This is a genomic window from Mesorhizobium sp. 128a, assembly GCF_053848025.1.
Map to the genome: position 1 here is coordinate 150,553 of NZ_JBSPKY010000015.1, position 22,409 is coordinate 172,961.

The 22,409-nt window shown below is 65.0% G+C and carries 20 protein-coding genes; 11 read left to right on the plus strand and 9 right to left on the minus strand.

Annotated elements, in window-relative coordinates; genetic code table 11:
* Positions 1-25: 25 nt before the first annotated feature.
* Genes ACWTU9_RS23765 through ACWTU9_RS23775 form a run of 3 tightly spaced genes read right to left on the minus strand, consistent with a single transcriptional unit; the run spans position 26 to position 5,752 of the window.
* A complete protein-coding gene (locus ACWTU9_RS23765) occupies positions 26-3,304 on the minus strand; it encodes an error-prone DNA polymerase (protein ID WP_455860415.1) in 3,279 nt (1,092 codons plus the stop codon).
* On the minus strand, positions 3,301-4,773 hold the full coding sequence (locus ACWTU9_RS23770) for a DUF6504 family protein (protein WP_455860416.1): 1,473 nt from the start codon (positions 4,771-4,773) through the stop codon (positions 3,301-3,303). Before ACWTU9_RS23770 ends, ACWTU9_RS23765 begins: the two co-directional genes overlap by 4 nt.
* Positions 4,715-5,752 (minus strand): ImuA family protein, encoded by a 1,038-nt coding sequence (locus tag ACWTU9_RS23775; RefSeq protein WP_455860417.1) that lies wholly within the window; start codon positions 5,750-5,752, stop codon positions 4,715-4,717. Before ACWTU9_RS23775 ends, ACWTU9_RS23770 begins: the two co-directional genes overlap by 59 nt.
* 183 nt (positions 5,753-5,935) lie before the next feature.
* Between ACWTU9_RS23775 and ACWTU9_RS23780 the strand changes: the two genes are divergently transcribed.
* The gene (locus tag ACWTU9_RS23780) at positions 5,936-6,358 is read left to right on the plus strand and encodes a metallopeptidase family protein (RefSeq protein ID WP_455860418.1); all 423 of its coding nucleotides are present in this window, start codon (positions 5,936-5,938) and stop codon (positions 6,356-6,358) included.
* Between the two features lie 162 nt (positions 6,359-6,520).
* Here ACWTU9_RS23780 and ACWTU9_RS23785 read toward each other — a convergent pair whose 3' ends face one another.
* Positions 6,521-6,727, minus strand: coding sequence for a DUF1737 domain-containing protein (locus tag ACWTU9_RS23785; protein WP_454575642.1), 207 nt, complete (start codon positions 6,725-6,727; stop codon positions 6,521-6,523).
* A gap of 65 nt (positions 6,728-6,792) precedes the next feature.
* On the minus strand, positions 6,793-7,674 hold the full coding sequence (locus tag ACWTU9_RS23790) for an HpcH/HpaI aldolase/citrate lyase family protein (protein WP_455860419.1): 882 nt from the start codon (positions 7,672-7,674) through the stop codon (positions 6,793-6,795).
* Positions 7,675-8,232: 558 nt separating this feature from the next.
* On the opposite strand from ACWTU9_RS23790, the gene ACWTU9_RS23795 reads away from it, so the two are divergent.
* Genes ACWTU9_RS23795 through ACWTU9_RS23810 form a run of 4 tightly spaced genes read left to right on the plus strand, consistent with a single transcriptional unit; the run spans position 8,233 to position 13,238 of the window.
* Positions 8,233-9,768, plus strand: coding sequence for a DUF4153 domain-containing protein (locus tag ACWTU9_RS23795; protein ID WP_455860420.1), 1,536 nt, complete (start codon positions 8,233-8,235; stop codon positions 9,766-9,768).
* A gap of 4 nt (positions 9,769-9,772) precedes the next feature.
* Positions 9,773-10,465, plus strand: a complete 693-nt coding sequence (locus ACWTU9_RS23800) for a response regulator (protein ID WP_455860421.1) — start codon at positions 9,773-9,775, stop codon at positions 10,463-10,465.
* Entirely contained in the window at positions 10,453-12,048 is a 1,596-nt protein-coding gene (locus ACWTU9_RS23805; protein WP_455860422.1) for an ATP-binding protein, read from the plus strand. The genes ACWTU9_RS23800 and ACWTU9_RS23805 overlap by 13 nt, the downstream gene beginning before the upstream one ends.
* Positions 12,049-12,071: 23 nt before the next feature.
* The gene (locus ACWTU9_RS23810) at positions 12,072-13,238 is read left to right on the plus strand and encodes an NAD(P)/FAD-dependent oxidoreductase (protein ID WP_455860423.1); all 1,167 of its coding nucleotides are present in this window, start codon (positions 12,072-12,074) and stop codon (positions 13,236-13,238) included.
* A gap of 166 nt (positions 13,239-13,404) precedes the next feature.
* Here ACWTU9_RS23810 and ACWTU9_RS23815 read toward each other — a convergent pair whose 3' ends face one another.
* Together ACWTU9_RS23815 and ACWTU9_RS23820 are read right to left on the minus strand one after the other, a co-directional pair.
* A complete protein-coding gene (locus ACWTU9_RS23815) occupies positions 13,405-14,136 on the minus strand; it encodes a DUF72 domain-containing protein (RefSeq protein WP_455860424.1) in 732 nt (243 codons plus the stop codon).
* A gap of 270 nt (positions 14,137-14,406) precedes the next feature.
* On the minus strand, positions 14,407-14,832 hold the full coding sequence (locus ACWTU9_RS23820; RefSeq protein ID WP_455860425.1) for a GNAT family N-acetyltransferase: 426 nt from the start codon (positions 14,830-14,832) through the stop codon (positions 14,407-14,409).
* Between the two features lie 177 nt (positions 14,833-15,009).
* Here ACWTU9_RS23820 and leuD point away from each other — a divergent pair, with 177 nt between their 5' ends.
* The 6 genes from leuD (at position 15,010) to ACWTU9_RS23850 (ending at position 19,340) form a co-directional block, all read left to right on the plus strand.
* Positions 15,010-15,615, plus strand: a complete 606-nt coding sequence (gene leuD / locus ACWTU9_RS23825) for a 3-isopropylmalate dehydratase small subunit (RefSeq protein ID WP_455860426.1) — start codon at positions 15,010-15,012, stop codon at positions 15,613-15,615.
* Between the two features lie 70 nt (positions 15,616-15,685).
* The gene (locus tag ACWTU9_RS23830) at positions 15,686-16,633 is read left to right on the plus strand and encodes a hypothetical protein (protein ID WP_455860427.1); all 948 of its coding nucleotides are present in this window, start codon (positions 15,686-15,688) and stop codon (positions 16,631-16,633) included.
* A 294-nt stretch (positions 16,634-16,927) separates the two neighbouring features.
* Positions 16,928-17,311, plus strand: coding sequence for a RidA family protein (locus ACWTU9_RS23835; RefSeq protein ID WP_455860428.1), 384 nt, complete (start codon positions 16,928-16,930; stop codon positions 17,309-17,311).
* Positions 17,312-17,321: 10 nt separating this feature from the next.
* A complete protein-coding gene (locus tag ACWTU9_RS23840) occupies positions 17,322-17,672 on the plus strand; it encodes a VOC family protein (RefSeq protein ID WP_455860429.1) in 351 nt (116 codons plus the stop codon).
* Positions 17,673-17,752: 80 nt separating this feature from the next.
* Positions 17,753-18,856, plus strand: coding sequence for a 3-isopropylmalate dehydrogenase (leuB, locus tag ACWTU9_RS23845; RefSeq protein ID WP_455860430.1), 1,104 nt, complete (start codon positions 17,753-17,755; stop codon positions 18,854-18,856).
* Complete coding sequence (locus ACWTU9_RS23850; RefSeq protein ID WP_455860431.1) at positions 18,849-19,340, plus strand: N-acetyltransferase family protein; 492 nt, start codon at positions 18,849-18,851, stop codon at positions 19,338-19,340. The genes leuB and ACWTU9_RS23850 overlap by 8 nt, the downstream gene beginning before the upstream one ends.
* On the opposite strand, the gene ACWTU9_RS23855 is transcribed toward ACWTU9_RS23850, so the two are convergent.
* Complete coding sequence (locus ACWTU9_RS23855; protein ID WP_455860432.1) at positions 19,337-20,047, minus strand: DUF805 domain-containing protein; 711 nt, start codon at positions 20,045-20,047, stop codon at positions 19,337-19,339. The two genes, ACWTU9_RS23850 and ACWTU9_RS23855, sit on opposite strands and share 4 nt — an antisense overlap.
* A gap of 318 nt (positions 20,048-20,365) precedes the next feature.
* Positions 20,366-22,195 carry a DEAD/DEAH box helicase gene (locus ACWTU9_RS23860; protein ID WP_455860433.1) on the minus strand — a complete coding sequence of 610 codons (1,830 nt, stop codon included), beginning with the start codon at positions 22,193-22,195 and terminating at the stop codon, positions 20,366-20,368.
* Positions 22,196-22,409: the final 214 nt, after the last annotated feature.

Sequence of the window (22,409 nt, forward strand, 5' to 3'; positions counted from 1 at the left end):
CTTCGATGGGCGTCTCCGCAAAGCCCTACTGGAAATTGCGGCCCTTTGGCATGACGCTCTCTGCTTTGTCGGAGAGTGCCGCAATGTCCGGACGGGCGGGCACAGCCGGCGTCATCTCTTCCAGAAGCACAGTCAGCCAAGGGGTCAAATCCTCGATCTTTTCGGCGACGATGTGGATGACGTCGGATTCCGACTGCAGCTTGCCGGTGACCTTGACGAAGCGGGCGCCCATGACGATGGGGCGGAAGCGGGTAAACGTCCTTTCCCAGAAAATGACGTTGGCGACCGCCTTGTCGTCCTCCAGGGTCAGGAAGATCGCATTGCCCTTGCCGGGCCGCTGGCGCACCAGCACCAGGCCGGCGACGGAAACCCGCCGGCCGTCGCGAACCAAGCCAAGGTTGGCGTTGGGGATGACGCCGGCGCGGTCGAGCCGCTCGCGCAGGAAGGCGACCGGATGCGCCTTCAAGGACAGGCCGAGCGCGCGGTAATCGTGGATGACATGTTCGCCGAGCGGCATTGTCGGCAGTTTCGTCGCGGGCTCGAGCTCGCGCAGGCGGATCGCCGGCTGGTCGAACAGCGGCAGCCTTTCGGCCGCACTCTTGCCGTCCAGCGCGCGCACCGCCCACAAGGCTTCGCGACGATCAAGGCCGAGCGAGCGGAAGGCGTCGGCCTGTGCCAGCCTTTCGATGTCGTCGACATCGAGGCCCGAGCGCAGCCAGACATCGCGCACGCTTGAGTAGCCGGCACCGCGTCGCGCCACAAAAGCCTCCATGCGCTCCTTGGAAAGCCCCTTGATCTGCCTGAAGCCGAGCCGAACGGCGTGCCTTGTCTCGATCACACCGCGCATCTCGGCATGGCGTGGCAGGATCCGGCCGGGATCGAAGTCGTCTTCCTCCAGCGTGCAGTCCCAGCCTGAGAAATTGACGTCGGCGTCGCGGATATCGACGCCATGGTCGCGCGCGTCGCGAACCAGCTGGGCCGGCTGGTAGAACCCCATAGGCTGTGAGTTCAGGATCGCGGCGCAGAACACGTCGGGATAGAAGGTCTTGAACCAGCAGGAGGCATAGACGAGCAGCGCGAAGGAGGCGGCATGGCTTTCGGGAAAGCCGTATTCGCCGAAGCCTTCGATCTGCTTGAAGCAGCGCTCGGCGAAGTCCTTGGTGTATCCCTTGCCGACCATGCCGTCGATCATGCGCTGGCGGTAATTGCCGATGGTGCCGGTGCGCTTGAAGGTGGCCATGGCGCGGCGCAATTCGTCGGCTTCGCCCGGCTTGAAACCGCCGGCGACGATGGCGATCTTCATCGCCTGTTCCTGAAACAGCGGCACGCCCAGCGTCTTCTTGAGGATCGCCTCCAACTCCGGCTTTTGATACTCGGCCTTTTCCTTGCCTTGCCGGCGCCGCAGATAGGGATGAACCATGTCGCCCTGGATCGGGCCCGGCCGCACGATCGCCACCTCGATGACAAGGTCGTAGAAGTCCTTTGGCTTGAGCCTTGGCAGCATCGACATCTGAGCGCGCGATTCGATCTGGAAGACGCCGAGCGTGTCGGCTCGGCAGATCATGTCGTAGACATGCCTGTCCTCAGGCGGGAGGCTGCCCAGCACGTAGGGCCTGCCATACTCATCGCGCGCATCCGGATAATGCTCTGTGAGCAAGGTGAAGGCGCGTTTCAGGCAGGTCAGCATGCCGAGCGCCAGCACGTCGACCTTCAAAATCTTGACCGCGTCGAGATCGTCCTTGTCCCATTCGACCATCTTGCGAGCCTCCATCGCCGTCTTGACGATGGGCACGATCTCGTCGAGCCGGTCCCTGGTGATGACGAAGCCGCCGACATGCTGCGACAAATGCCGGGGAAAGCCCATGATCTCGTTGGCGTGGGCGAGCACATGCCGGGTCGAGGTTTCGCTGCGGTCGAGGCCGCCGGCATGCGCCTCCTTCTCGCCGAGCTCCGAGGTCGACCAGCCCCAGATCGAGCTGGACAGCGCGCTGCGGACATCGTCTGACAGGCTCATGGCCTTCGCCACCTCGCGCAGCGCCGAGCGGCCGCGATAGCTGATGACGGCGGCGGCCAGCGCTGTGCGCTTGGCGCTGTATTTCGAATAGATGTACTGGATCACCTCTTCGCGCCGCTCATGCTCGAAGTCGACGTCGATGTCGGGCGGCTCGTTGCGCTCCTCGGAAATGAACCGCTCGAACAGCGTGTCGATGCGCTCCGGGCCGACCTCGGTGATGCCGATGCAGAAGCAGACGATCGAATTGGCGGCCGAGCCTCTGCCCTGGCACAGAATGCCCTCGTTGCGGGCGAACTGGACGATGTCGTAAACGGTCAGGAAATAGCGCGCATAGTTTAGGCGCTCGATCAGAGCGAGCTCTTCATCGATGCGCTGCGAGACGGAAGCGGGGACGCCCGCCGGATAGCGCGTGGCGGCCCCCTCCCTGGCCAGACGCTCGAGCTCGGCCTGCGGCCCGAGGCCCGATTGCGTCGGCTCGTCGGGATAATTGTACTGGAGATCGCCAAGCGAGAAGGTCAGCTCTCCGGCGAAGCGCAGCGTCTCGGCCAGCGCCTGCGGATGACGGCGGAAGAGACGGGCCATTTCCAGCGGCGGCTTCAGATGGCGCTCGGCATTGGCCGTCAGCTCCAGCCCGACCTCGGCGACCGGCACATTGAGGCGGATGGCGGTGAGCACGTCCTGCAAGGAGCGTCGTTCGGCGCTGTGATAGAGCACATCGTTGGTCGCCATCAGCGGCACGCCGGCGGCGTCGGCCATGGCGGCCGCCTGTTCGATGCGGAAACGGTCATGGCCGCGATAATCCGGTGCCACGCCAAGCCGCAGGTTTGCGCCGAACCGGTCCTTCAGCTGACGGATCAATGCCAGGGGATCATCCGCATTCGCCGAGAGATCCGGCAGCACCGCCAGCGACAGCAGGGCGCCCCATTCGAGCAGGTCGCTGCGCTGGAGAAGGGTCGCGCCCTTCTCGTTTTCGTCGCGCAGATTGGCCTGCGTCAGCATGCGGCAGAGATGGCCCCAGCCCTTGCGGTTCTGCGGGTAGGCGAGAATATCCGGCGTGCCGTCGCCGAACACCAGCCGGCAACCGGGGTGATAGGCGAGCTTCTCGACCTTGGCCTGCTGCCAGGCGCGCACGACGCCGGCCACGGTGTTGCGGTCGGCAAGCCCGATCGAGGAAAAGCCGAGGAATTTGGCGGCGACCACCAACTCCTCCGGCTTGGAGGCGCCGCGAAGGAAGGAGAAATTCGACTGGATGCCGAACTCGGCATAGGGGATGACGGTCAGCGCGTTCATGCGAACACCCCGTGCATGAACCAGCGCGGCGAAGGCTGGCCGGCGCCGTAGAGCCCCTGGCGGTAGAGCCAATAGCGTCGGCCCTCTGCATCCTCGATGCGGAAATAATCGCGGGTCGGTGCGTCCTCCTCACCCTTCTGCCACCATTCCGGCGCGATGCGTTCGGGCCCTTCGGCGCGGGCGACCCGGTAGAGCGCACGCCGCCAGCGAAAGTTCATCGGCGGGCCTTCCGGCATTTCCGTCGCCGGTACCTCGATTGGCTCGGGCGACCGGAACAGCCGGATCGGCCGCTCCGGCGGGAAGATTGTTGCGGGCGGCGCGTCTTTCCGGTCCGACCTTTTCGGCGGCGTGGTCCGCTGCGGCGCCTCGGAAAAGGGTATGGTGGCGACGGCGCGTTCCGGCAGATGGCTCTCGACAGCGACCGCTTTCAGCACAGCAGTGTCGCCGAGCCGGGCGCGGATGCGGTCGGCAAACATCGCGATGTCGGCGCTGTCATCCTCGGTCTCTCCGGTCAAATCGGCCTGCTGCATGTCGAAGGCGGCCGCCGCCAGCACCGAAAGCCGCACCAGGTCGAAACCGTAGCCGGCATCGATGTCCTGCTCGAGCGCTGTCAGCCGCTCGTGGAACAGGCGCTGGATCAGCTTCGGTTCGCGCAAGGGCCGTGACGTACCGACACTGAGCCGGCTGACAGCGCCGTCGACGCGAAACAAAAGCAGCGCGAGCATCCGGGCGCCCTCGCCGCGGCGCTCGAGATCGACCTTCAGCGTCACCGCCAGCATTTCCACCAGCCGTTCGATCTCGGCGGTCAGCACGATCGGCTCGGCGAGGTGGCGTTCGACCGAAAGCGGCGCCACCGGCAGGCGCGGCGACACCGCCTCGTCGAGGCGGCCGAGCGCCTGGTCGATACGCAACAGCAAGGTCGCGCCGAAGCGGCGGGCAAGCGGCGCGCGCGGTGCGGCCATGACGGCGCCGGCGGTGCGCAGGCCGACACTTTCCAGGCTGGCGCGGATATCAGGCTCGATGCGCAAAGCGGCCAGCGGCAAAGGGGCAAGCAGGGCTTCCTCCTCGCCTGAGGGAACGATGCGGTCGCCGCAGAAGCGCGCCGCCGCCCAGGCCGCGCCCGGCGTTGCGGCAAGCCCGGCGCGGACGTCAAAACCCTGCTGGAAAAAGCGCGCAAGGATGTCGTCCAGCATGGCGCGTTCGCCGCCGAACAGATGCGTGCAGCCGGTGACGTCGAGATAAAGCCCGTCGGCGCCGTCCAGCGCCACCAGCGGCGTGTAACGGTCGCACCAGTCGGCGAGGCCTTCGAGCAGCCGGCGGTCGGCCTCCGGGTCGGCCTCGACGATGTCGATCGAGGGATGCATGGCGCGCGCGTCGGCAATGCCCATGCCGCGCTTCAGGTGCAGCGCCTCAGCCCGCTCGTCGAGGGCCGAAATGCGCTGGGCGTTGCGGTCGCGATGGCTGATCACCAGTGGCAGATGATCCGACGGCCGGGAACGCCACGACCGTCCCAGGCGCTGGCGCAGGATCCGTTCCGCCCCGAGATGCGGGAACCACAGCGACAGAATTCTCTGGTTGTTCCTTGCGTGGCCGTCTTTCTTCGAAACGGTGTTCATCGGGGTTCCACTCTAGTGTGAATTGTCCAGGCAGGGCGGTGCGGCTCTTGCCGATGCTGACGGTGAAGGCGGGGCGGCCGATCGAGCCGGCGAGCGGCCCGGCGATGGTCCGGCGGCTTGCAGCCGCTGCGGACGACACGATGAGGCGCACCGGGGCGGCGGTTGGTTCGGCCTCGCCGGCCTGGCGCAATAGGAACACCGGCCGGCCGGCGCTCTGGGCGCGGGCGTGCAGCCGGCGCGTCGCGGTGAGGTCGAGACGCTGCGGGCTGCCGCGGATTTCGAGGATGATTGCGGCGAGCGCGGTCATCTTCGCGGCCTCCTCGGCCACCCACAGCGCATCGGTGAGTTTCGGCGCCTCGGAAAACAGCAATTGCTCCGGCGCGATGCCGAACATGCCCTGCAATCCCCTGGCATAGGGAAAGCCGGCCTCGCGAAAAATCTCCGACGTGCCGATCCACAGCGCGGGCAGGTTCTGCCCCCTGAGGATCAGGCTGACCAGCGACAGCACAAAGCCGGCGACGGCCCCGGCATTGCGGGTCTCGAGGCCGTGGATTTCGGTCAGGGCGGCTTTCGGCAGGCCGCCGCTCAGCGCTGCATCGAGGCGCTCGACGCCGGTGGGCAGGAAGGCATCCGGCGAAGCCACGGCAAGGCCGCGCCGGATGATGGTGACATCGGCATTAGGTTCGGGCGCACCGCCGATAGCGCTGTCAGCGCGCGCACGAGGCCGCTCGCCAGCCGGCGCGGCCAGGCGCTCGGGCAGCGTTCCCTCGATCTTCGCGATCTGGCGGCGCAGGGCAAAAACAGTCTCCCGCGCCACGGCTGATGTCGCCATGACGGTCAGTTTCTCGCACAATTGTTCCTGTTATGTTCCTATAGATTCCAGAGGGTGACGGAAGAGTCAAGCGGAGTCATGGGGAATTTATTCCTGTCTCCGAGCCGGGAGGATAGGCGGCCGCCGCGTTCATTTGCCGATTCCGGAGGGAAAGCCTATATGCCGGGATCAAAGGACTAACGCATGGCCCGCATCTACAAGACCCGCACCTGGCACGACGAACTCTCGCCCTCGATCGAGGAGATGGAGTTTCTGGCGCTGGAGGCCTATGCGCATCTGCCGGACGATTTTCGCAAGCTGACCGGCGAGATCGTCATCGTGATCGCCGAGTTCCCGACCGACGAGATCATGGACGATCTGTCGCTGGAGACGCCGTTCGACCTGCTCGGCCTGTTCGAGGGCCGCGGCATCGCCGAGCGCTGGAACCCGCAGACCGGCGAAGGCCCGAACCGCATCACGCTGTACCGCCGCGCCATCCTCGACTACTGGGCCGAGAACGAAGAAACGCTGGGCGACATCGTCACCCACGTGCTGATCCACGAGATCGGCCACCATTTCGGCCTGTCGGACGATGATATGGAGAAGATCGAAGAGGCGGTGGAGTAGGACGTGCCGATTTTCAGGTGAGGCCGGCCTGCAAATGGTAGCTTCCTGCGCTTCCGGTGCTCACGTACTTAAAGTACGCTCCGCTCCGGTTCTCGGAGCCACCATTTTCGACTCTGCCTGACCTGAATCTCGACACATCCTGCGTCGGCGCTTTGGCAAAGCCTACCAGTCGCTGAGCTTCGTATCCGGCCCGTATTCCTGGCCGTCGACATCCTTCACCACCGCCTGGCCGCAGCGCATCGACTTGGTCTTCTTGTCGTAGGCGTAGGTAGGTGAGCCGAACAGGTGCCAGCCCTTGTTCAGCGCCGCCGTCACCTTGTGGCAGAAGCTGGAATCGTCCGGGGCGGACAGAAAGCGATAGAGTTTCATGGGTCAGGTCCTGTCGTGAATTCTGTACTTGTTGCGGTGTGATCTTCTGAAGCCGGCTTAGGCAATCATGCGCCGATGGCGGCGGCCTTCGCCAGCAATTTTTCGGCCTGCGCCAAATGCAGCCGCTCGACCATCCTGCCGTCCAGCGCAATCACGCCCTTGCCGGTATTTTCCGGCAAGGCGAAGGCTTCCTTCACCGCCCGCGCCTCGGCCAGGGCTTCGGGCGCGGGTGCGAAGGCGCGGTTGGCGGCGTCGATCTGGGCCGGGTGGATCAACGTCTTGCCGTCGAACCCCATGGCGGCGGCCTCCATGCATTCGCGCGCGAACGCGTCGAGGTCGCGAAAATCATTGGATACGCCGTCGAGAATGTCGATGCCGCCGGCCCGCGCGGCCAGCACCATCTGCATCAGCCACGGCACGAGGTAGCGCCGGTCGGGCGTCGCCAGAATGCCGGTCTCCTTGACCAAATCGTTCGTTCCGGCAACGAAACAATTAAGGCGCGAGGCCGGATCGCGGCCGAGTTCGGCGATGGCGCCGATGTTGAGCATGGCCTTGGGCGTCTCGATCATCGCCCAGAGTTTGACACCGTCAGGGGCAAAATTGTCGTCGAGCACGTCGCCGACTTCGAGGATGTCGCGCGGCGTGGCGACCTTGGACAACAGGATGCCGTCCGGCTCGAATCTTGCCGCGGCCAGCAGGTCGTCGTTGCCCCAATCGCTGGACAGCGCGTTGACACGCACGATCATCTCGCATCGCCGCTTCGGCCGGTTGGCGAAAATGCCGGCCAGCTTTTCCCGCGCCGCGACCTTGTCGATGGGAGCGACGGCGTCTTCGAGGTCGATGATCACGGCATCGCAGGTAAGCGCCGCGATCTTGGCCAGCGCCTTGTCGTTGGAGGCGGGGACGTAGAGTACCGAGCGGCGCGGGCGGTAGGGTTCGCTTGTCATGGCGTGATCTATGGCGGCTGTGGACGGGTGAGGCAAGGGTGCGGCTGGTGATTGGCGAAGTCGGCGCTGCCCTCACCTTGTCTGTCCTCCTCAGCAGTTGCGGAAGGGAGCCCTTCCTCTCCCCCGTCGATCGGGGGAGAGGTGTCGAGCGAAGCTCGACGGAGTGGGGGTCGACCCTTGGGTGCAAAGTCAGGCGATGCTTGCGCCTAGCGCCCTTATGTCCGTTCGCGGCGAAGGTGGTTCCCCCACTCCGTCTCGGCTTCGCCGAGCCACCTCTCCCCCCCTCCGGAGGGAGAGGAAAGGAGCCTGCACAAAAACTGCACATCTCTGGGGAAAACCTCCTCCGCTCCGCCCTGTCGTCTCCCTGGCGACCAGCGACAAGGGCGGCATGCAAAAGCAAAACACCCTCCGTCTGCCCTACAGGCTGCGCAGCGAAAGCTGGTGGTTGGTCGACCCGCCCCGGCCAGAGGCAAGCCATCGCCCTGAGGCAAGCCTGCTCCCTTTTATCCGCAGGCATCCGCCGGTCGGTCGCGTCCAGCCCATCAGGAAGATCCGCGCATGACATCGTTCGTCAGCTTTTGCAGCCGCTTCGGCATTGCCGTCCTGCTCGTCGCGCTGGCGGATTTTTTCTTTTACGACCAGCCAGTTGGCATCACCGTCCTTGTGTTCGCCATCGCGACTGCCACCGCGGTGGTGGCCGTGCATCCTTCCGCCCTGAATTCCCCCAGGCCCTGGCTCAAGCCGGTCTGCCTGCTCGCCGCTCTGCTGCCGCTGGCCGAGAATGTCAGCCCGCTGTCGGTCTCGATCGCGCTCGTTGCCATGGTGGTGTTTGCGCTGTCGCTGGCCGGGCGGCTGCGGCGCCGCATCGCCGGCGTTGCCCGCCAGATCACCTTGTTTCTCCTGGCTGTGCCGCTGCGGTTCATCAGCGATTTCATCCGCTGGCGCAAAACGGCGCGGCGGTTCGGCCGGCGCCGGATCCGGGTTGCTTCCATCGCAGTCTGGGTCATGCCGCTGACGCTGGGCGCGGTCTTCCTGGCGCTGTTCGGCGCCGCCAATCCGGTCATCGATTACTGGCTGTCGCTGATCGACCTGATGAAACTCATCGATCTCATCCAACTGGCGCGGATTGTCTTCTGGCTGGTCGTGCTCGCCGGCGTGTGGGCTTTGCTGCGCCCGCGCGTGCCACGCTTCCTGCCTCGTATCCGACGGCCAGGCCACGGTCTTGCCGGTACCCGACCAGCGACCAAAGCGCAGCGGCATGTCGTCGAGGACATCGTCTTCGGCAAGGGCGCCATCCTGCGCGCGCTGCTCGTCTTCAACGCGCTGTTTGCGCTGCAGACCGGGCTCGACGCGGCCTATCTCTGGGGTGGGATCGCCCTTCCCGACGGCATGAGCTACGCTACCTATGCGCATCGCGGCGCCTATCCGCTGATCGCCACTGCGCTGCTTGCCGCCGGCTTCGTGCTGGCGGCGCTGCGGCCGGGCAGCGAAACCTCGGGCGATCCGCTGATCCGCCGGCTGGTCTATGCCTGGGTGGCGCAGAACATAGTGCTGGTCATCTCGTCGATCCTGCGGCTCGATCTCTATATCGGCGTCTATGCGCTGACCTACTGGCGCATCGCGGCTTTCGTCTGGATGGGGCTGGTGGCATCAGGGCTTGCGCTGATCATAGCCCGCATCGCGCTCGGAAAATCCAACGAATGGCTGCTCTCCGCCAATCTTCTGACGCTATCGGCGACGCTTTATGCCTGCTGCTTCATCAACTTCGCAGCTGTGATCGCAAACTTCAATGTCGACCACTCCCTGGAAATGTCCGGTTCCGGCACGCCGCTCGATGCCGAATATCTACGCTCGTTCGGCGCTGTCGCCATGCCGGCGCTGGACCGCTACTACATGCACAAATTCGGGAACCAAACCACCTATCTGGCCGACCAGCTGATGATCGACGACTATATCGCCGAGCAGAAGAAGTGGCGCGCCTGGAGCTTTCGCGGCTGGCGGCTCGTGCAGGTTCTCGACAAGAGAGGCCCGCTCGTGCTTCCTCTGGCACAGCAACCTTCGCGACCGTCCCAACCTTCCATGCCGGACCGCTAGACCCATGCCGCATCAAATCCTGGTCGCCGACGACGATCCGCACATTCGCGAAATCATCTGCTTTGCGCTGGAAAAGGCCGGCATGAAGACGCAAGCAGTCGCGGATGGCGCCGCCGCCCTGCAGGCGATCGAGCGCCGCGAGCCCGACCTCGTCGTGCTCGACATCGGCATGCCGGAGATGGATGGGCTGGAGGTCTGCCGGCGGCTCAGGCAGCGGTCCGACGTGCCGGTGCTGTTCCTGTCGGCGCGTGACGAGGAGATCGACCGCATCCTCGGGCTCGAAATGGGCGGCGACGACTACGTGACCAAGCCGTTCAGCCCGCGCGAACTGGTGGCGCGCGTCAATGTCATCCTGCGCCGCGCCCGCGCCGTACCGGAACCGGCCGATGCCCGAAACTTCGCGCATGGCAAGCTCAGCCTGGTGCCGGCCAGTCACGGCGCCAGTTTCGACGGCAAGGCACTGGCGCTGACGGCGATCGAATTCTCGATCCTGAAGGGATTTCTGGCGCGTCCGGCGCATGTGCTGGGCCGTGACCTCGTGGTGGCCAGCGCCTATGCCGCCAACATCCACGTCGCCGACCGCACCGTCGACAGCCATATCCGCAACATCCGCGCCAAGCTCGCGGCGGCAGGCTGCCTCGACGCCATCGAAACCGTGCATGGTGTCGGTTTTCGGCTCGGCCGATGCGGCGCCTGAGCGACGCCAAATGGATCGGCACCAAATGGCGGCCAAGGCTGGCCACGGTGGTTCTCGCCATCCTCATCATGGTGCTGGCGCTGCCGCTGGTCGGGCTGTTCTTCTTCCGGCTTTATGAAAACCAGCTGATCCGCCAGACCGAGGGCGAGCTGATCGCTCAAGGCGCCGTCATCGCTGCCATCTATGCACAGGATGTCCGCGACGCCGGCATTTCCCCGGACAAGCTCGGTGCGCCGGTTGAAGCAGAGAGCGACGATGCCAGCCGCAGCGACGACTCACCCTACCAGCCGATCGAGCCTAGCCTCGACCTCGCCTCCGACTATCTGCTGCCGACCCGGCCCGCCGGCGTGGCTGCCGCCGCCGATCCAGCCTTTGCGGCGATCGGCGCGCGGCTGTCTGGAATTCTCGACGCAACGCAGAAAACCACGCTGGCCGGCTTCCGGCTGCTCGACCCCAAGGGCGTCGTCATTGCCGGGCGCGATGAGGTCGGCATGTCGCTCGGCGGCGTCGAGGAGGTGCGCGAGGCCCTTGCCGGCCGCTATGCCAGCGCGCTCAGGCAAAGGATCCCCGACCAGCCGCCACCGCCTCTCTACTCGGTCAGCCGCGGCACAAAAGTCCGCGTCTTTGTCGCCATGCCGATTGCGGTCGACGGTCACGTCGCCGGGGTGATCTATCTGTCGCGAACGCCGAACAACATCATCAAGCATCTCTACGGCGAACGCGGCAAGGTGACGCTCGCGGCCATCGCCATGCTTTGCGGCACGCTGCTGATCGCGCTGGTTTTCCTGCGCACCGTCAGCCGGCCGATCTACGCGCTGATGGAGCGCACCAGGCGCATCGCCGCCGGCGATCGCGACGCGATCCGGCCGCTCGACCATCACGGCACGCGCGAAATGGCCGAACTGTCCGCCGCCTTCCTCGACATGGCCGAAAAGCTGCAGGCGCGCTCCGACAGCATCCAGACCTTTGCTACCCATGTCTCGCATGAGCTAAAATCGCCGCTGACGGCGATCCAGGGTGCAGCCGAGCTGTTGCGCGATTCCGGCGAGGCGATGGACGCCGCCGAGCGCAAGCGGTTCTCCGGCAACATCGTCAACGATGCCGGGCGCCTCAATCTGCTGGTGCGGCGCCTGCTCGATCTTGCGCGTGCCGAAAACCTGGCACCCAGCGGCGAAAGCACCTCGCTCGATGGGGCGCTCGCGCTGCTGCCGGTGGACGGCCGGCTGGCGGTCAAAGTCGAGGCCGGCGGCGCCCTAGGCTTGCGCATCTCGGCCGAGAATGCGGCCATCGTGCTTGCCAATTTGATCGACAATTCGGCCAGGCACGGCGCGACGCAGGTCTTGCTGACGGCGGCCGGCGCCGACGGCAAGGCAACCATTGCGGTCAGCGACGACGGCGCCGGCATTTCACCGAGCAACAGGGCTCGCATTTTCGAGCCATTCTTCACCACGCGGCGCGAATCCGGCGGCACCGGCATGGGCCTCGGCATCGTGCTGGCCCTCCTGAAAGCGCATGATGGCACGATCGCGCTGGTTGACTCCGGACGCGGCACGCGCTTCGAGATTTCCTTGCCGGCCGCGTAAAGGCCGCTGGATTGGAGAACAGAGTGCGCTACGACATCGTCATCATCGGCGGAGCCATCGTCGGTTCCTCGGTCGCCTACTATCTGCGCGAGGAGGGATTCACCGGATCGATCGCGCTGATCGAGCGCGATCCGCAATTCGCCCATGCGGCCACGACGCTGTCGATGGCCTCGATCCGTCAGCAATTCTCGATCCCGGAAAACATCCGCCTGTCGCAATTCACCCTGGGGCTATTTCGACGACTGAAGGAGGAATTCGGCACCGATGCCGATATCGGTTTTCGCGAGGGCGGCTATCTGATCCTCGCCGGCGACACCGGGCTGCCGATCCTGAAAGCCAACCACGAAGCGCAGGTCGCCGAGGGCGCCGACATTCTGCTCGAGGACGCCGACCAGTTGGCGAAGCGCTTTTCCTGGCTGTCGACGGAAGGCATCAGCGCCGGCGCCTTCGGTCGCACCGGCGAGGGCTGGTTCGACGCGCATGCGATGCTGACGCTGTTCCGCAAGGCGCTGCGCGACAGACAAATCGATTTCATCGCCGGCGATGTCACCGGTATCGAGCGGCAGGGCAACCGCGTCACCGGCGTGAGCCTCGACAATGGCGAAAGGCTCGAAGCCGGCATCGTCGTCAATGCCGCCGGCCCAAACGCCGGCAAGGTCGCCGCCCTTGCCGGGCTGGCGCTGCCGGTCGAACCGCGCAAGCGCAATGTCTTCGTCTTCGAGGCGCGGGAAAAATATGCCGACATGCCGCTGCTGGTCGATCCCTCCGGCATCTATGTCCGGCCGGAAGGCTCGGTCTATCTCACCGGCGGCGCCGAGCCGGAAGAGGGTGATGGCCCCGCCGACCCCCGGGATTTCGATGTCGACTGGCCGCTGTTCGAAGAGGTGATCTGGCCGATACTGGCAACGCGCATCCCAGCCTTCGAGGCGATCAAGTCGACACGCGCCTGGGCCGGCCACTATGACTACAACACGCTCGACCAGAACGCCGTCATCGGCCCGCATCCCGAGGTCGGCAATTTCGTCTTCGCCAACGGGTTTTCAGGTCATGGCCTGCAGCAGGCGCCGGCGGTCGGCAAGGCGCTGGCCGAGTTGCTGGTGCATGGCGGTTACCGGACGGTGGACTGCTCGGCGTTCGGTTACAGCCGCGTGGCCGAGGGGCGGCCGTTCCGGGAATTGAATGTGATTTGAGCGCCTCTTTTTCCTTCTCCCCCCTGTGGGAGAAGGTGTCGCCGAAGGCGACGGATGAGGGGTGTTCCAGGGAATGCCAGCGTCTCACTCCGCTGGAACACCCCTCATCCGTCTCGGCGCTTCGCGCCGATCCACCTTCCCCCACAGGGAGGGAAGGAAGAAGCGTCTACGCAACCATGGCACTTACTGAGTGCGCATTGCCCAGCGCATGCCCGGCTGCCGTGTTGTCGAAAATGCCCCAGACCTCCGCCCCGGAGGCGGCCGCTGCGTCCACCTGCCGGCCAAACCGGGCGAGGCTTTCGGCATCGTAGTCCGAATAATAGATGCGCGGCGCGCCATGCCAGCGGAAATAGGCAAGCCCTGACCAGCCGGCCGGCGCCGCCGCCTCCGGAACGGGAGCCGGGTCGGCGGCGACACGCGCAATCCGCCTTTCGGCCAAGAGTGCGTCCGCCTCGGCGCCGAACCAGCTGGGATGGCGCGGCTCGCATACCAGCCTCGCACGGGTGCGCTTGCCCAGCATGTCGAAGAAACTGTCGACGACATCCGGCTCGAAAGGCAGGCTCGGCGGCAGCTGCACCAAAAGCACACTCAGTTTTGCGCCGAGACCTCCTGCCTGTTCGAGAAAGTCCTCTGCCAGCGTCTCGCAGTCGGCGAGGCGGTGCTCATGAGTCATAGCTTTCGGCGTCTTGACGGCGAAGCGGAACTGCTCCGGCACCGAGCGTGCCCAGCGCTCATAGGTCTCACGACGGTGCGGCTTGTAGAAAGCGGTGTCGATCTCGACGACGGGAAAGCGTTTTGCGTAACGCTCGAGATGCGAACCGGATTGCGCAAAAGCATCCTTGTAGCGTGTCGGAATTCCCCAGCCGGCCGTGCCTATGAAAGATCGGCGGTTCTCCATGCCGGAGATGTGGGCAGGATGAGGCGCGGGTCAAGACCGTATTCAGGAAAGGACAATGACATCCTGCGGCGCCCTTCGGTTGTTCCGCTGGGACCTAAACACCGTTCCGCATCGCCCAAGAACACCGAGCGCCTTTGCCGGTATTGATTGCAGCCAGTCGACGGAAGTTCAAAGTGCATCCGATGGCAGCCGGCCTATCTAAGGCACGACCGGCGGCACTGACCCTGCCCGCCGGTCGTGGACTTGCCGTTGCGCTTGGTTCGGCTGGCGTCACCCCTTGCGGCCGAACCAGAATGCGTCGGGCATGCGCGTCATGCCGATACGCTCGTAGAAGCCGACGGCGTCGGGCATCGAGATCAGGCTGATGGCGACCGATGGCCCGAGCTGCCGGCGCACCTCATCCATCAGGCCCTTGCCGATGCCAAGGCCTTGCGCCGATTGCGACACGGCGAGCTCGGAGATGTAGCACACCCAGGAAAAATCCGTGATGGCTCTGAGAACGCCGATCAGCGGCCTGTCTTCAAGATCCAGCCGCGCGGTCAGCACAAGATTTGCGCCCGAAAGCATCGCCTGCAGCCGGTCGTCGTCATCGACGGGGCGTGTCTCGCCAAGCGTGGATTCGACCAGCACGCGGCGGAATTCGGCGACGTCGAGCTTTGGCTCGCTGGCATAGAGGATTTTCGAGGGTGTGGTCATGGGCACAAGGGTGCACCAGCCGTCGCCGGTTTTAAAGACGCTGCCGCGCCGATCTTTTACGATCTAGGTCGCGCGCGAACAGTTGCCTTTTATTTGCCGCCGGCTTTGTGTAAACGGTGCGTCAGCAATCTCCCGCAACGAAATAGATATTCTGCATCGAAGACACAGGGCAAAGCCATGGACAAGTTCACCAAGCTCACCGGCGTCGCCGCTCCCATGCCGATCGTCAATGTCGACACCGACATGATCATCCCGAAGGATTATCTCAAGACGATCAAGCGCACCGGGCTCGGCAGCGGCCTGTTCGCCGAAATGCGCTACTTGGATGACGGTTCGGAAAACCCCGACTTCGTGCTCAACAAGCCGGCCTACCGCAAGGCGCAGATCCTGGTCGCCGGCGACAATTTCGGCTGCGGCTCGAGCCGCGAGCACGCGCCATGGGCGCTGCTCGACTTCGGCATTCGCTGCGTAATCTCGACCTCGTTCGCCGACATTTTCTACAACAACTGCTTCAAGAACGGCATCTTGCCGATCACCGTCAGCCCAGACGATCTGGACAAGCTGATGGACGACGCCTCGCGCGGTTCGAACGCGACGCTGTCGGTCGACCTCGAAGCCAAGGAAATCCGCGGTCCGGACGGCGGCGTGGTCACGTTCGACCTCGACGACTTCAAGCGCCACTGCCTCTTGAACGGCCTCGACGACATCGGCCTGACCATGGAAAAGGCCAGCGCCATCGACTCGTTCGAGAAGAAGAACGCCGCTGAGCGCCCCTGGGCCTGACAAGTACGATCTAAGACGATAGCCCGGCTTTCGCAGGCCGGGCTCGTGGCGGCTGAACGGAGGGGCAGTCATGACACGTTCGCTTCTTGCCGGCGCCTGCGCGCTGGCGTGGATGCTGATGCCGGTGGCGGGCTTTGCGCAAACGCAGACGCCGGCCGCCACCGCCCAGAAGCCGGCGACAGACCAGCCGGCGGCCGATCAGGGGGCGACCGACCAGGGCGCGCACGGCAGCGATGATGCGGCGGCCCCCGACGATGACAGCCAGGCGCCTATTCCGTTCGAAGGTGGGCAGCTGACCATCACCCAGCAGGAAGAGTATGGCGAGAAGGTGCTAGCCTATGACGGCAAGCAGCTGGCCAGCAATTACGACGTGTTTTTCGACAAGGTGGTCAAGGTCGGTGGCGTCAACGTGGCCCTGGTCGATGTCGGCGATGGCGGCAACCAGTGCGGCCCGGCCACGGTCATCGTCTGGAAGCCGGAAGGGGGCGAGATCCAGAGCCTTACGGTCGAGCAGGACGAGTGCGGCGCGCCGCCGGCGGCGGTCGCCGACAACGCCATCTATTTCGTGCCCTATCTCTTGCCGGGCGATACGAAGCAGGCGCTGCAATGGTCTCCCACCGAAGGGCTGACGATTTCCGGCGATCTGACCTACGCGCCGGAGCCGGGTACCGACTGGAAGGACATCGACCCGTCCAAGTACCAGAACATCATCGACGCCTTCCACAATGAGGCCGTCTACAAGGCGGCAAAGGCGCTGCTTGGCGACAGCATGCCCGATATGGCGACCAGCCTGCTGGTCGGCGGCGGCACCGAAAAGACGGCGTCCGGCGCCTTCTACGCCACCGGCTGCGTACCGCACGCTTGCGGCAGCAATGACGGCTTCATGGCGGTCGACCCGGTCAAGCACACGCTCTATTTCGCCCGCCGCGGCGACGATGACGAGCCGCAGGCCTGGCCTGACGTGAAGACCTGGCCGGCGGATGTGAAGGAAGCGATGGACAAGGCGCAGGGGAACTAGGGTTTCGCGACTGGCAGCGGAAGGACCGCTACGCCACGATCCTTCCCACCCCCCCTCTGCCCTGCCGGGCATCTCCCCCGCAAGGGGGGAGATCAGCCGTCACGACTGCCTTCGCCAATCAACACGCAAAGAATAGCTGCGGCGCAGAAGCTGCCAATCTCCCTCCTTGCGGGGGAGATGGCCGGCAGGCCAGAGGGGGGCTGTCCCGCCGCCGTCCAAGATTTGCACCTGAGTTGGCCCATGGCCTACTCGGCCCTTTCCCTGCAAAGTGTCCGCAACCATCAGCGAGGCCCCATGCGCAAACTCATCTCCACCGGTTCGCCCTTCGAAAAAACCGCCGGCTATTCGCGCGCGGTGGTGCAGGGCGATTGGTGTTTCGTTTCGGGAACTACCGGCTACGACTATGCGACCATGACCATGCCGGAGACGGTCGAGGCGCAGACGCGCAATTGCCTGGCCACCATCGCCAAGGCGCTTCAGGACGGCGGCTTCGACATTGCCGATGTGGTACGGGCGCATTACTACATCACCGACCAGGCTTTCGTGGATGTCGTCTTCCCGATCCTCGGCGAAGCCTTCAGCGAGATACGCCCGGCGGCGACGATGATCGTCTGCCAGCTCAACAAGCCGGAAATGAAGATCGAGATCGAAGTCACGGCGCTGCGGCGCACCGCCTGAGGTCAAAGGCATGACGGTCCGGCGCATCGTAGCCAATATCGGGACACCAGACGCGGCAGCGGCGAAGCGCTTCTACCAGGATGTGCTCGGCCTAGACATACTGATGGATCAGGGCTGGATCGTCACCTACGGATCCGACGAGCGGATGCAGGTGCAGGTCAGCTTCATGGCCCAGGGCGGCTCCGGCACGCCGGTGCCGGATCTGTCGATCGAAGTCGACGATGTCGATGCCTTGCTCGACGCCATGAAGGCCGCCGGTTTCGCGATCGAATACGGTCCGGCCGACGAGCCCTGGGGCGTGAGGCGCTTCTATGTGCGCGATCCGTTCGGCAGATTGGTGAATATTCTCTCGCATCGGTGACCGCGCTTCCAGGCTTGCGCGCCGCCCGCTTGGCGTTTAGCAAGGCCGCGGTTTCTCCAAACAGTATCGGGACGGTTCTGATGGCTTCGAAAAATCTTCTCCTGCTCGCCGGCGACGGCATCGGCCCGGAGTCGATGGCCGAGGTGAAGAAGCTGATTGCGGCCATGAACGCCAAACTCGGCAGCGGCTTTGCCACCGATGAGGGCCTGGTCGGCGGCTGCGCCTACGATGCGCATGGCGCGGCGATTTCGGATGCCGACATGGAAAAGGCGATGGCGGCGGATGCCGTGCTGTTCGGCGCCGTCGGCGGCCCGAAATGGGACAAGGTGCCTTACGAGGTGCGCCCCGAGGCGGGTCTCTTGCGGCTGCGCAAGGACATGGAGCTGTTCGCCAATCTCAGGCCCGCCATCTGCTACCCGGCGCTCGCCGCCTCCTCCTCGCTCAAGCAGGAGGTGGTCGAAGGGCTGGACATCCTCATCGTGCGTGAGCTCACCGGCGGCGTCTATTTCGGCGAGCCGAAGCAGATCATCGATCTCGGCAACGGCCAGAAGCGCGGCATCGACACCCAGGTCTACGACACGTTCGAGATCGAGCGCATTTCGGGCGTCGCCTTCGAGCTGGCACGCACCCGCAAGAACCACGTCACGTCGATGGAAAAGCGCAACGTCATGAAGTCGGGCGTGCTGTGGAACGAGGTTGTCACCCAGACCCAGAAGGCCAGATATGCCGACGTCAAGCTCGACCACATGCTGGCCGATGCCGGCGGCATGCAGCTGGTGCGCTGGCCAAAGCAGTTCGACGTCATCGTCACCGACAATTTGTTCGGCGACATGCTGTCCGATATCGCCGCCATGCTGACGGGCTCGATCGGCATGCTGCCGTCGGCCTCGCTCGGCGCGCCCGATGTGAAGACCAAGAAGCGCAAGGCGCTCTATGAGCCGGTGCATGGCTCGGCGCCCGACATTGCGGGACAGGGCATCGCCAACCCGATCGCCATGATCGCCTCCTTCGCCATGTGCCTGCGCTATTCCTTCGGCATGGTCGATGAGGCCGACAAACTCGAAGCGGCAATCGCCGCAGTGCTCGATGACGGCCTGCGCACCAAGGACATTTTCTCCGAGGGCATGATCGAGGTCGGCACGGTCGCGATGGGCGATGCCATCATCGCCAAGTTCCTTGGCTGATCCGGAGGCGGTCGACGTCCGCTGGGCGACGACCGACGACGCCGAAGCGCTTGCCACTGTGCTTTGCGAGATGGCGGCGCACTATCGGCAGGCGTCGCTCGATCACGGCCGGGCTGCGGCCACGGCACGAAAATGGCTCGGCGACGAAAGCCCGGCCTATCCGCATTTTGCGCTCGCCTTCGCCGGCGGCAAGGTTGCGGGGCTGGCCTCGGTGGCGATCGCGCATCCCGGCATCGACCTCGAACGGCTGATGTTCCTGAAAGACCTGTTCGTGCGTGAGAATGCCCGCAACGCCGCCACCGGCCGGGCACTGCTCGGCTTTCTCGCCGGCCACTGCCTCAGGGAAGGCATCGGCCGCATCGATCTCACCACCGAGGGCTGGAACGAGGACGCGTTGCGTTTCTACGATCGGCTCGGCGCCGAACGGCACGGCCAGAAGGTGTTTCTCAGGCTTTCGGGCGAAGCGCTGAGAAGAATTCGCTAAACCCTGACACCCTGCGGCACGGGACCCCACTGGTTTTCGTGGCCCTGGGTCGGGATCAGCCCGAACACGATGATGGCCAGCGTGCCGAAGGTCGGCACGAAAATCAGCAGGACCAGCCAGCCGGTGAGGCCGATATCGTGCAGCCGGCGGACAATCAGTCCCAGCCAGGGCAGGAACGTCGCCAGCACAAACAGGCCCCAGACGCCGACGGTCACGATCGGCCCGTTGCCGTCATTGAAATTGCCGATCGTCTGGTCGGCGAGGGCGCCGACAAGGCCGACCAGGATGAAGCTGACGGTCCAGAACAGGCAGTAGGCCCAGAATTCCTTTCGGCGGGCGCGCTCGGCGAAGTTGATGTAATTGCGCGTCACGCCCCGCCAGAAATAACCCGGCAGTCCACTGTCGTGAACCGCGCCGTCCTCGGCCAGTCGACCGAAATGCTGCGGCTGCGGCGCGGCCGAAGCGGCGGGTTTGGGCGGCGCGGCGCTTGCAGCGGCAGCTGCGGTCGCCGGACCGGCGGCCTGGGCGCGGATCGAAAAAACATCGCGCGCCTGGCCGCTTGCCGGCAGGAACTCGACCACGGCGCCCTTGGCGATCACCACACCGCGGCGCAGATCCTCGCGCGCGAACGTGTAGCGGTTGCCGTCCGCCCCGGTGATGAAACCGAAGCCCTGGGCCTCGTCATAATGAAGAACTTCGCCCTGCATCCGCCTCACCCCCGTGTTGGCACAGACTGTTCAAAGTTGGAGAGGACCGCAAGAGGTGGGAGCGAAATGGTGAATGGAGCGTTCGACACCTGCTCATTAGCACCACCTTGGCGCTGCCCCTCATCTGGCTGCCGCCATCTTCTCCCCGTATAGTGACGGGGAGAAGGGCGCTGTCATCGCCGACTTCGCCAATCGCCAGCTTTGCAAGAAAGGCGCCAAGGCTGCGGCTAGCCCTTTCTCCCCGTCGCTATACGGGGAGAAATGCCCGGCAGGGCAATGAGGGGCGGCGCCCGCGTCTGCAATTGGCCGATAAGCGCCTCAAGCCGGCCGTTTCTTCTGCTTCTTGTTCTTGCCCGGTCCAGCCTTGTCGAATTTTGGCTTGCCGGCCCACGGCTTTGCATCGCCGGCGGGGCGCTTCTCGAATTTCGGCTTGTGCGCCCCTTGCGGTGCCTCGAACGGCCGCTTGCCGCGATGTGGCTTCTTGTCCGGCTTCGGCGGCTGGTAGCCGGCGCGCGACAAATCGGGCGTGCCCTCCAGGCGCTTCACCGCAATGTTGCCCTGCAATTTCTTGTCGGGGCCAATGGCGGCGAGGAAACGGTCGGCCCAGTCGGCCGCGATCTGCACGTAGGTTTCCTCCGGCTGCATCTTGATGGAGCCGATCTCGCGCTTGGAGATATTGCCTGTGCGGCACAGCATCGGGATCAGCCAGCGCGGCTCGGCATTTTGCCGCCGCCCCACCGACAGCGAGAACCAGACGCTGGCGCCGAAATCGTCGCGACGGCTGGGCGCCTCATCGCGGGAGGCGAACTTTTCGCCCTTTTCACGCGAAGGCGTGGACGCGGCGACCTCCATGAGATCTTCGGGCGCCGAGCGGCTGGCGCGGCACTGGCGCACGAAGGCGGCCGCCACCTGTTCGGCGCCGTGTTTGGCCAGAAGCGCATCGATGAAGCCGCGCTCGTCATCGGCCACCGGCTCGTCGAAGGTCGGATCGGCCAGGATGCGCTCGTCGTCGCGCCGGATGACGTCGTCGGCCGAAGGCGGGCTCGCCCATGTCGCCGTCAGCTTGGCACTTTGAAGCAGGCGCTCGGTGCGCCGGCGGGCGCTGTTCGGCACGATCAGCGCGCTGACGCCCTTGCGCCCGGCGCGTCCCGTCCGGCCACTGCGGTGCAGCAGCGTTTCGGGATTGGTCGGCAGATCGGCATGGATCACCAGTTCGAGATTGGGCAGGTCGATGCCGCGCGCGGCAACGTCGGTTGCGATGCAGACCTTGGCGCGGCCGTCGCGCATCGCCTGCAGCGCATGGCTGCGCTCGTTCTGGCTGAGTTCGCCTGACAGCGCCACGACCGAAAAATTGCGGTTGTTGAAGCGTGCCGTGAGATGGTTGACGGCGGCGCGGGTGTTGCAGAATACCAGCGCGTTCTTCGCCTCGTAGAAGCGCAGCACATTGATGATGGCGTTCTCGCGGTCGGGGAAGGCAACGTTCAGCGCCCGGTATTCGATGTCGAGATGCTGCTTTTCCTCGCCGCCGGCCGAAATGCGCACGGCGTCGCGCTGGTAGCCCTGCGCAAGCGTGGCGATCGAGCGCGGCACGGTGGCCGAAAACATCAGCGTGCGGCGCTGGGCGGGTGCGGCGTCAAGGATGAATTCGAGGTCCTCGCGAAAGCCGAGATCGAGCATCTCATCGGCCTCGTCCAGCACCACGGCCCTAAGCGCCGACATGTTGAGCGAATTTCGGGTGATGTGGTCGCGCAGGCGGCCGGGCGTGCCGACGACGATATGCGCGCCGCGCTCCAGCACGCGCCGCTCGGAGCGCATATCCATGCCGCCGACACAGGAGGCGACCGTCGCCCCGGTTGGCGCGTACAGCCATTGCAGCTCGCGCATCACCTGCAAGGCGAGTTCGCGCGTCGGCGCCACGGCCAATGCCAAAGGTATGCCAGCCTGGCCAAAGCGCTCGGCGCCTTCCAGCAGCGTGGGCGCCAGAGCGAGGCCGAAGGCGACGGTCTTGCCGGAGCCGGTCTGCGCCGACACCAGCGCATCGGCGTCGCCAAGTTCCAGCACGGCCTTCTGCACCGGCGTCAGCTCGGAATAGCCGCGTTTTTCCAGCGCCTCTGCCAGCGCAGGAAGGATACCTTCGAAATTGGACATGTTACTCTTTCGGAATTCTGGTTTGCGCTCATCAGCGAGCACTGGCTCAGGTCGGCGCTGTGCCAGCCTGACAATCTTGGCCGTTCGTACTTCGTACAGTGGTGATTGTACAGTCAAAGCCCCGGGACTGCCTTCCCTTCTCCCCCTGTGGGCCTGTTGCGTTATTAGGCTTTGGACGCCTGGAGAGACGGCAGGGGCGCAGCGAAGTGGTTTC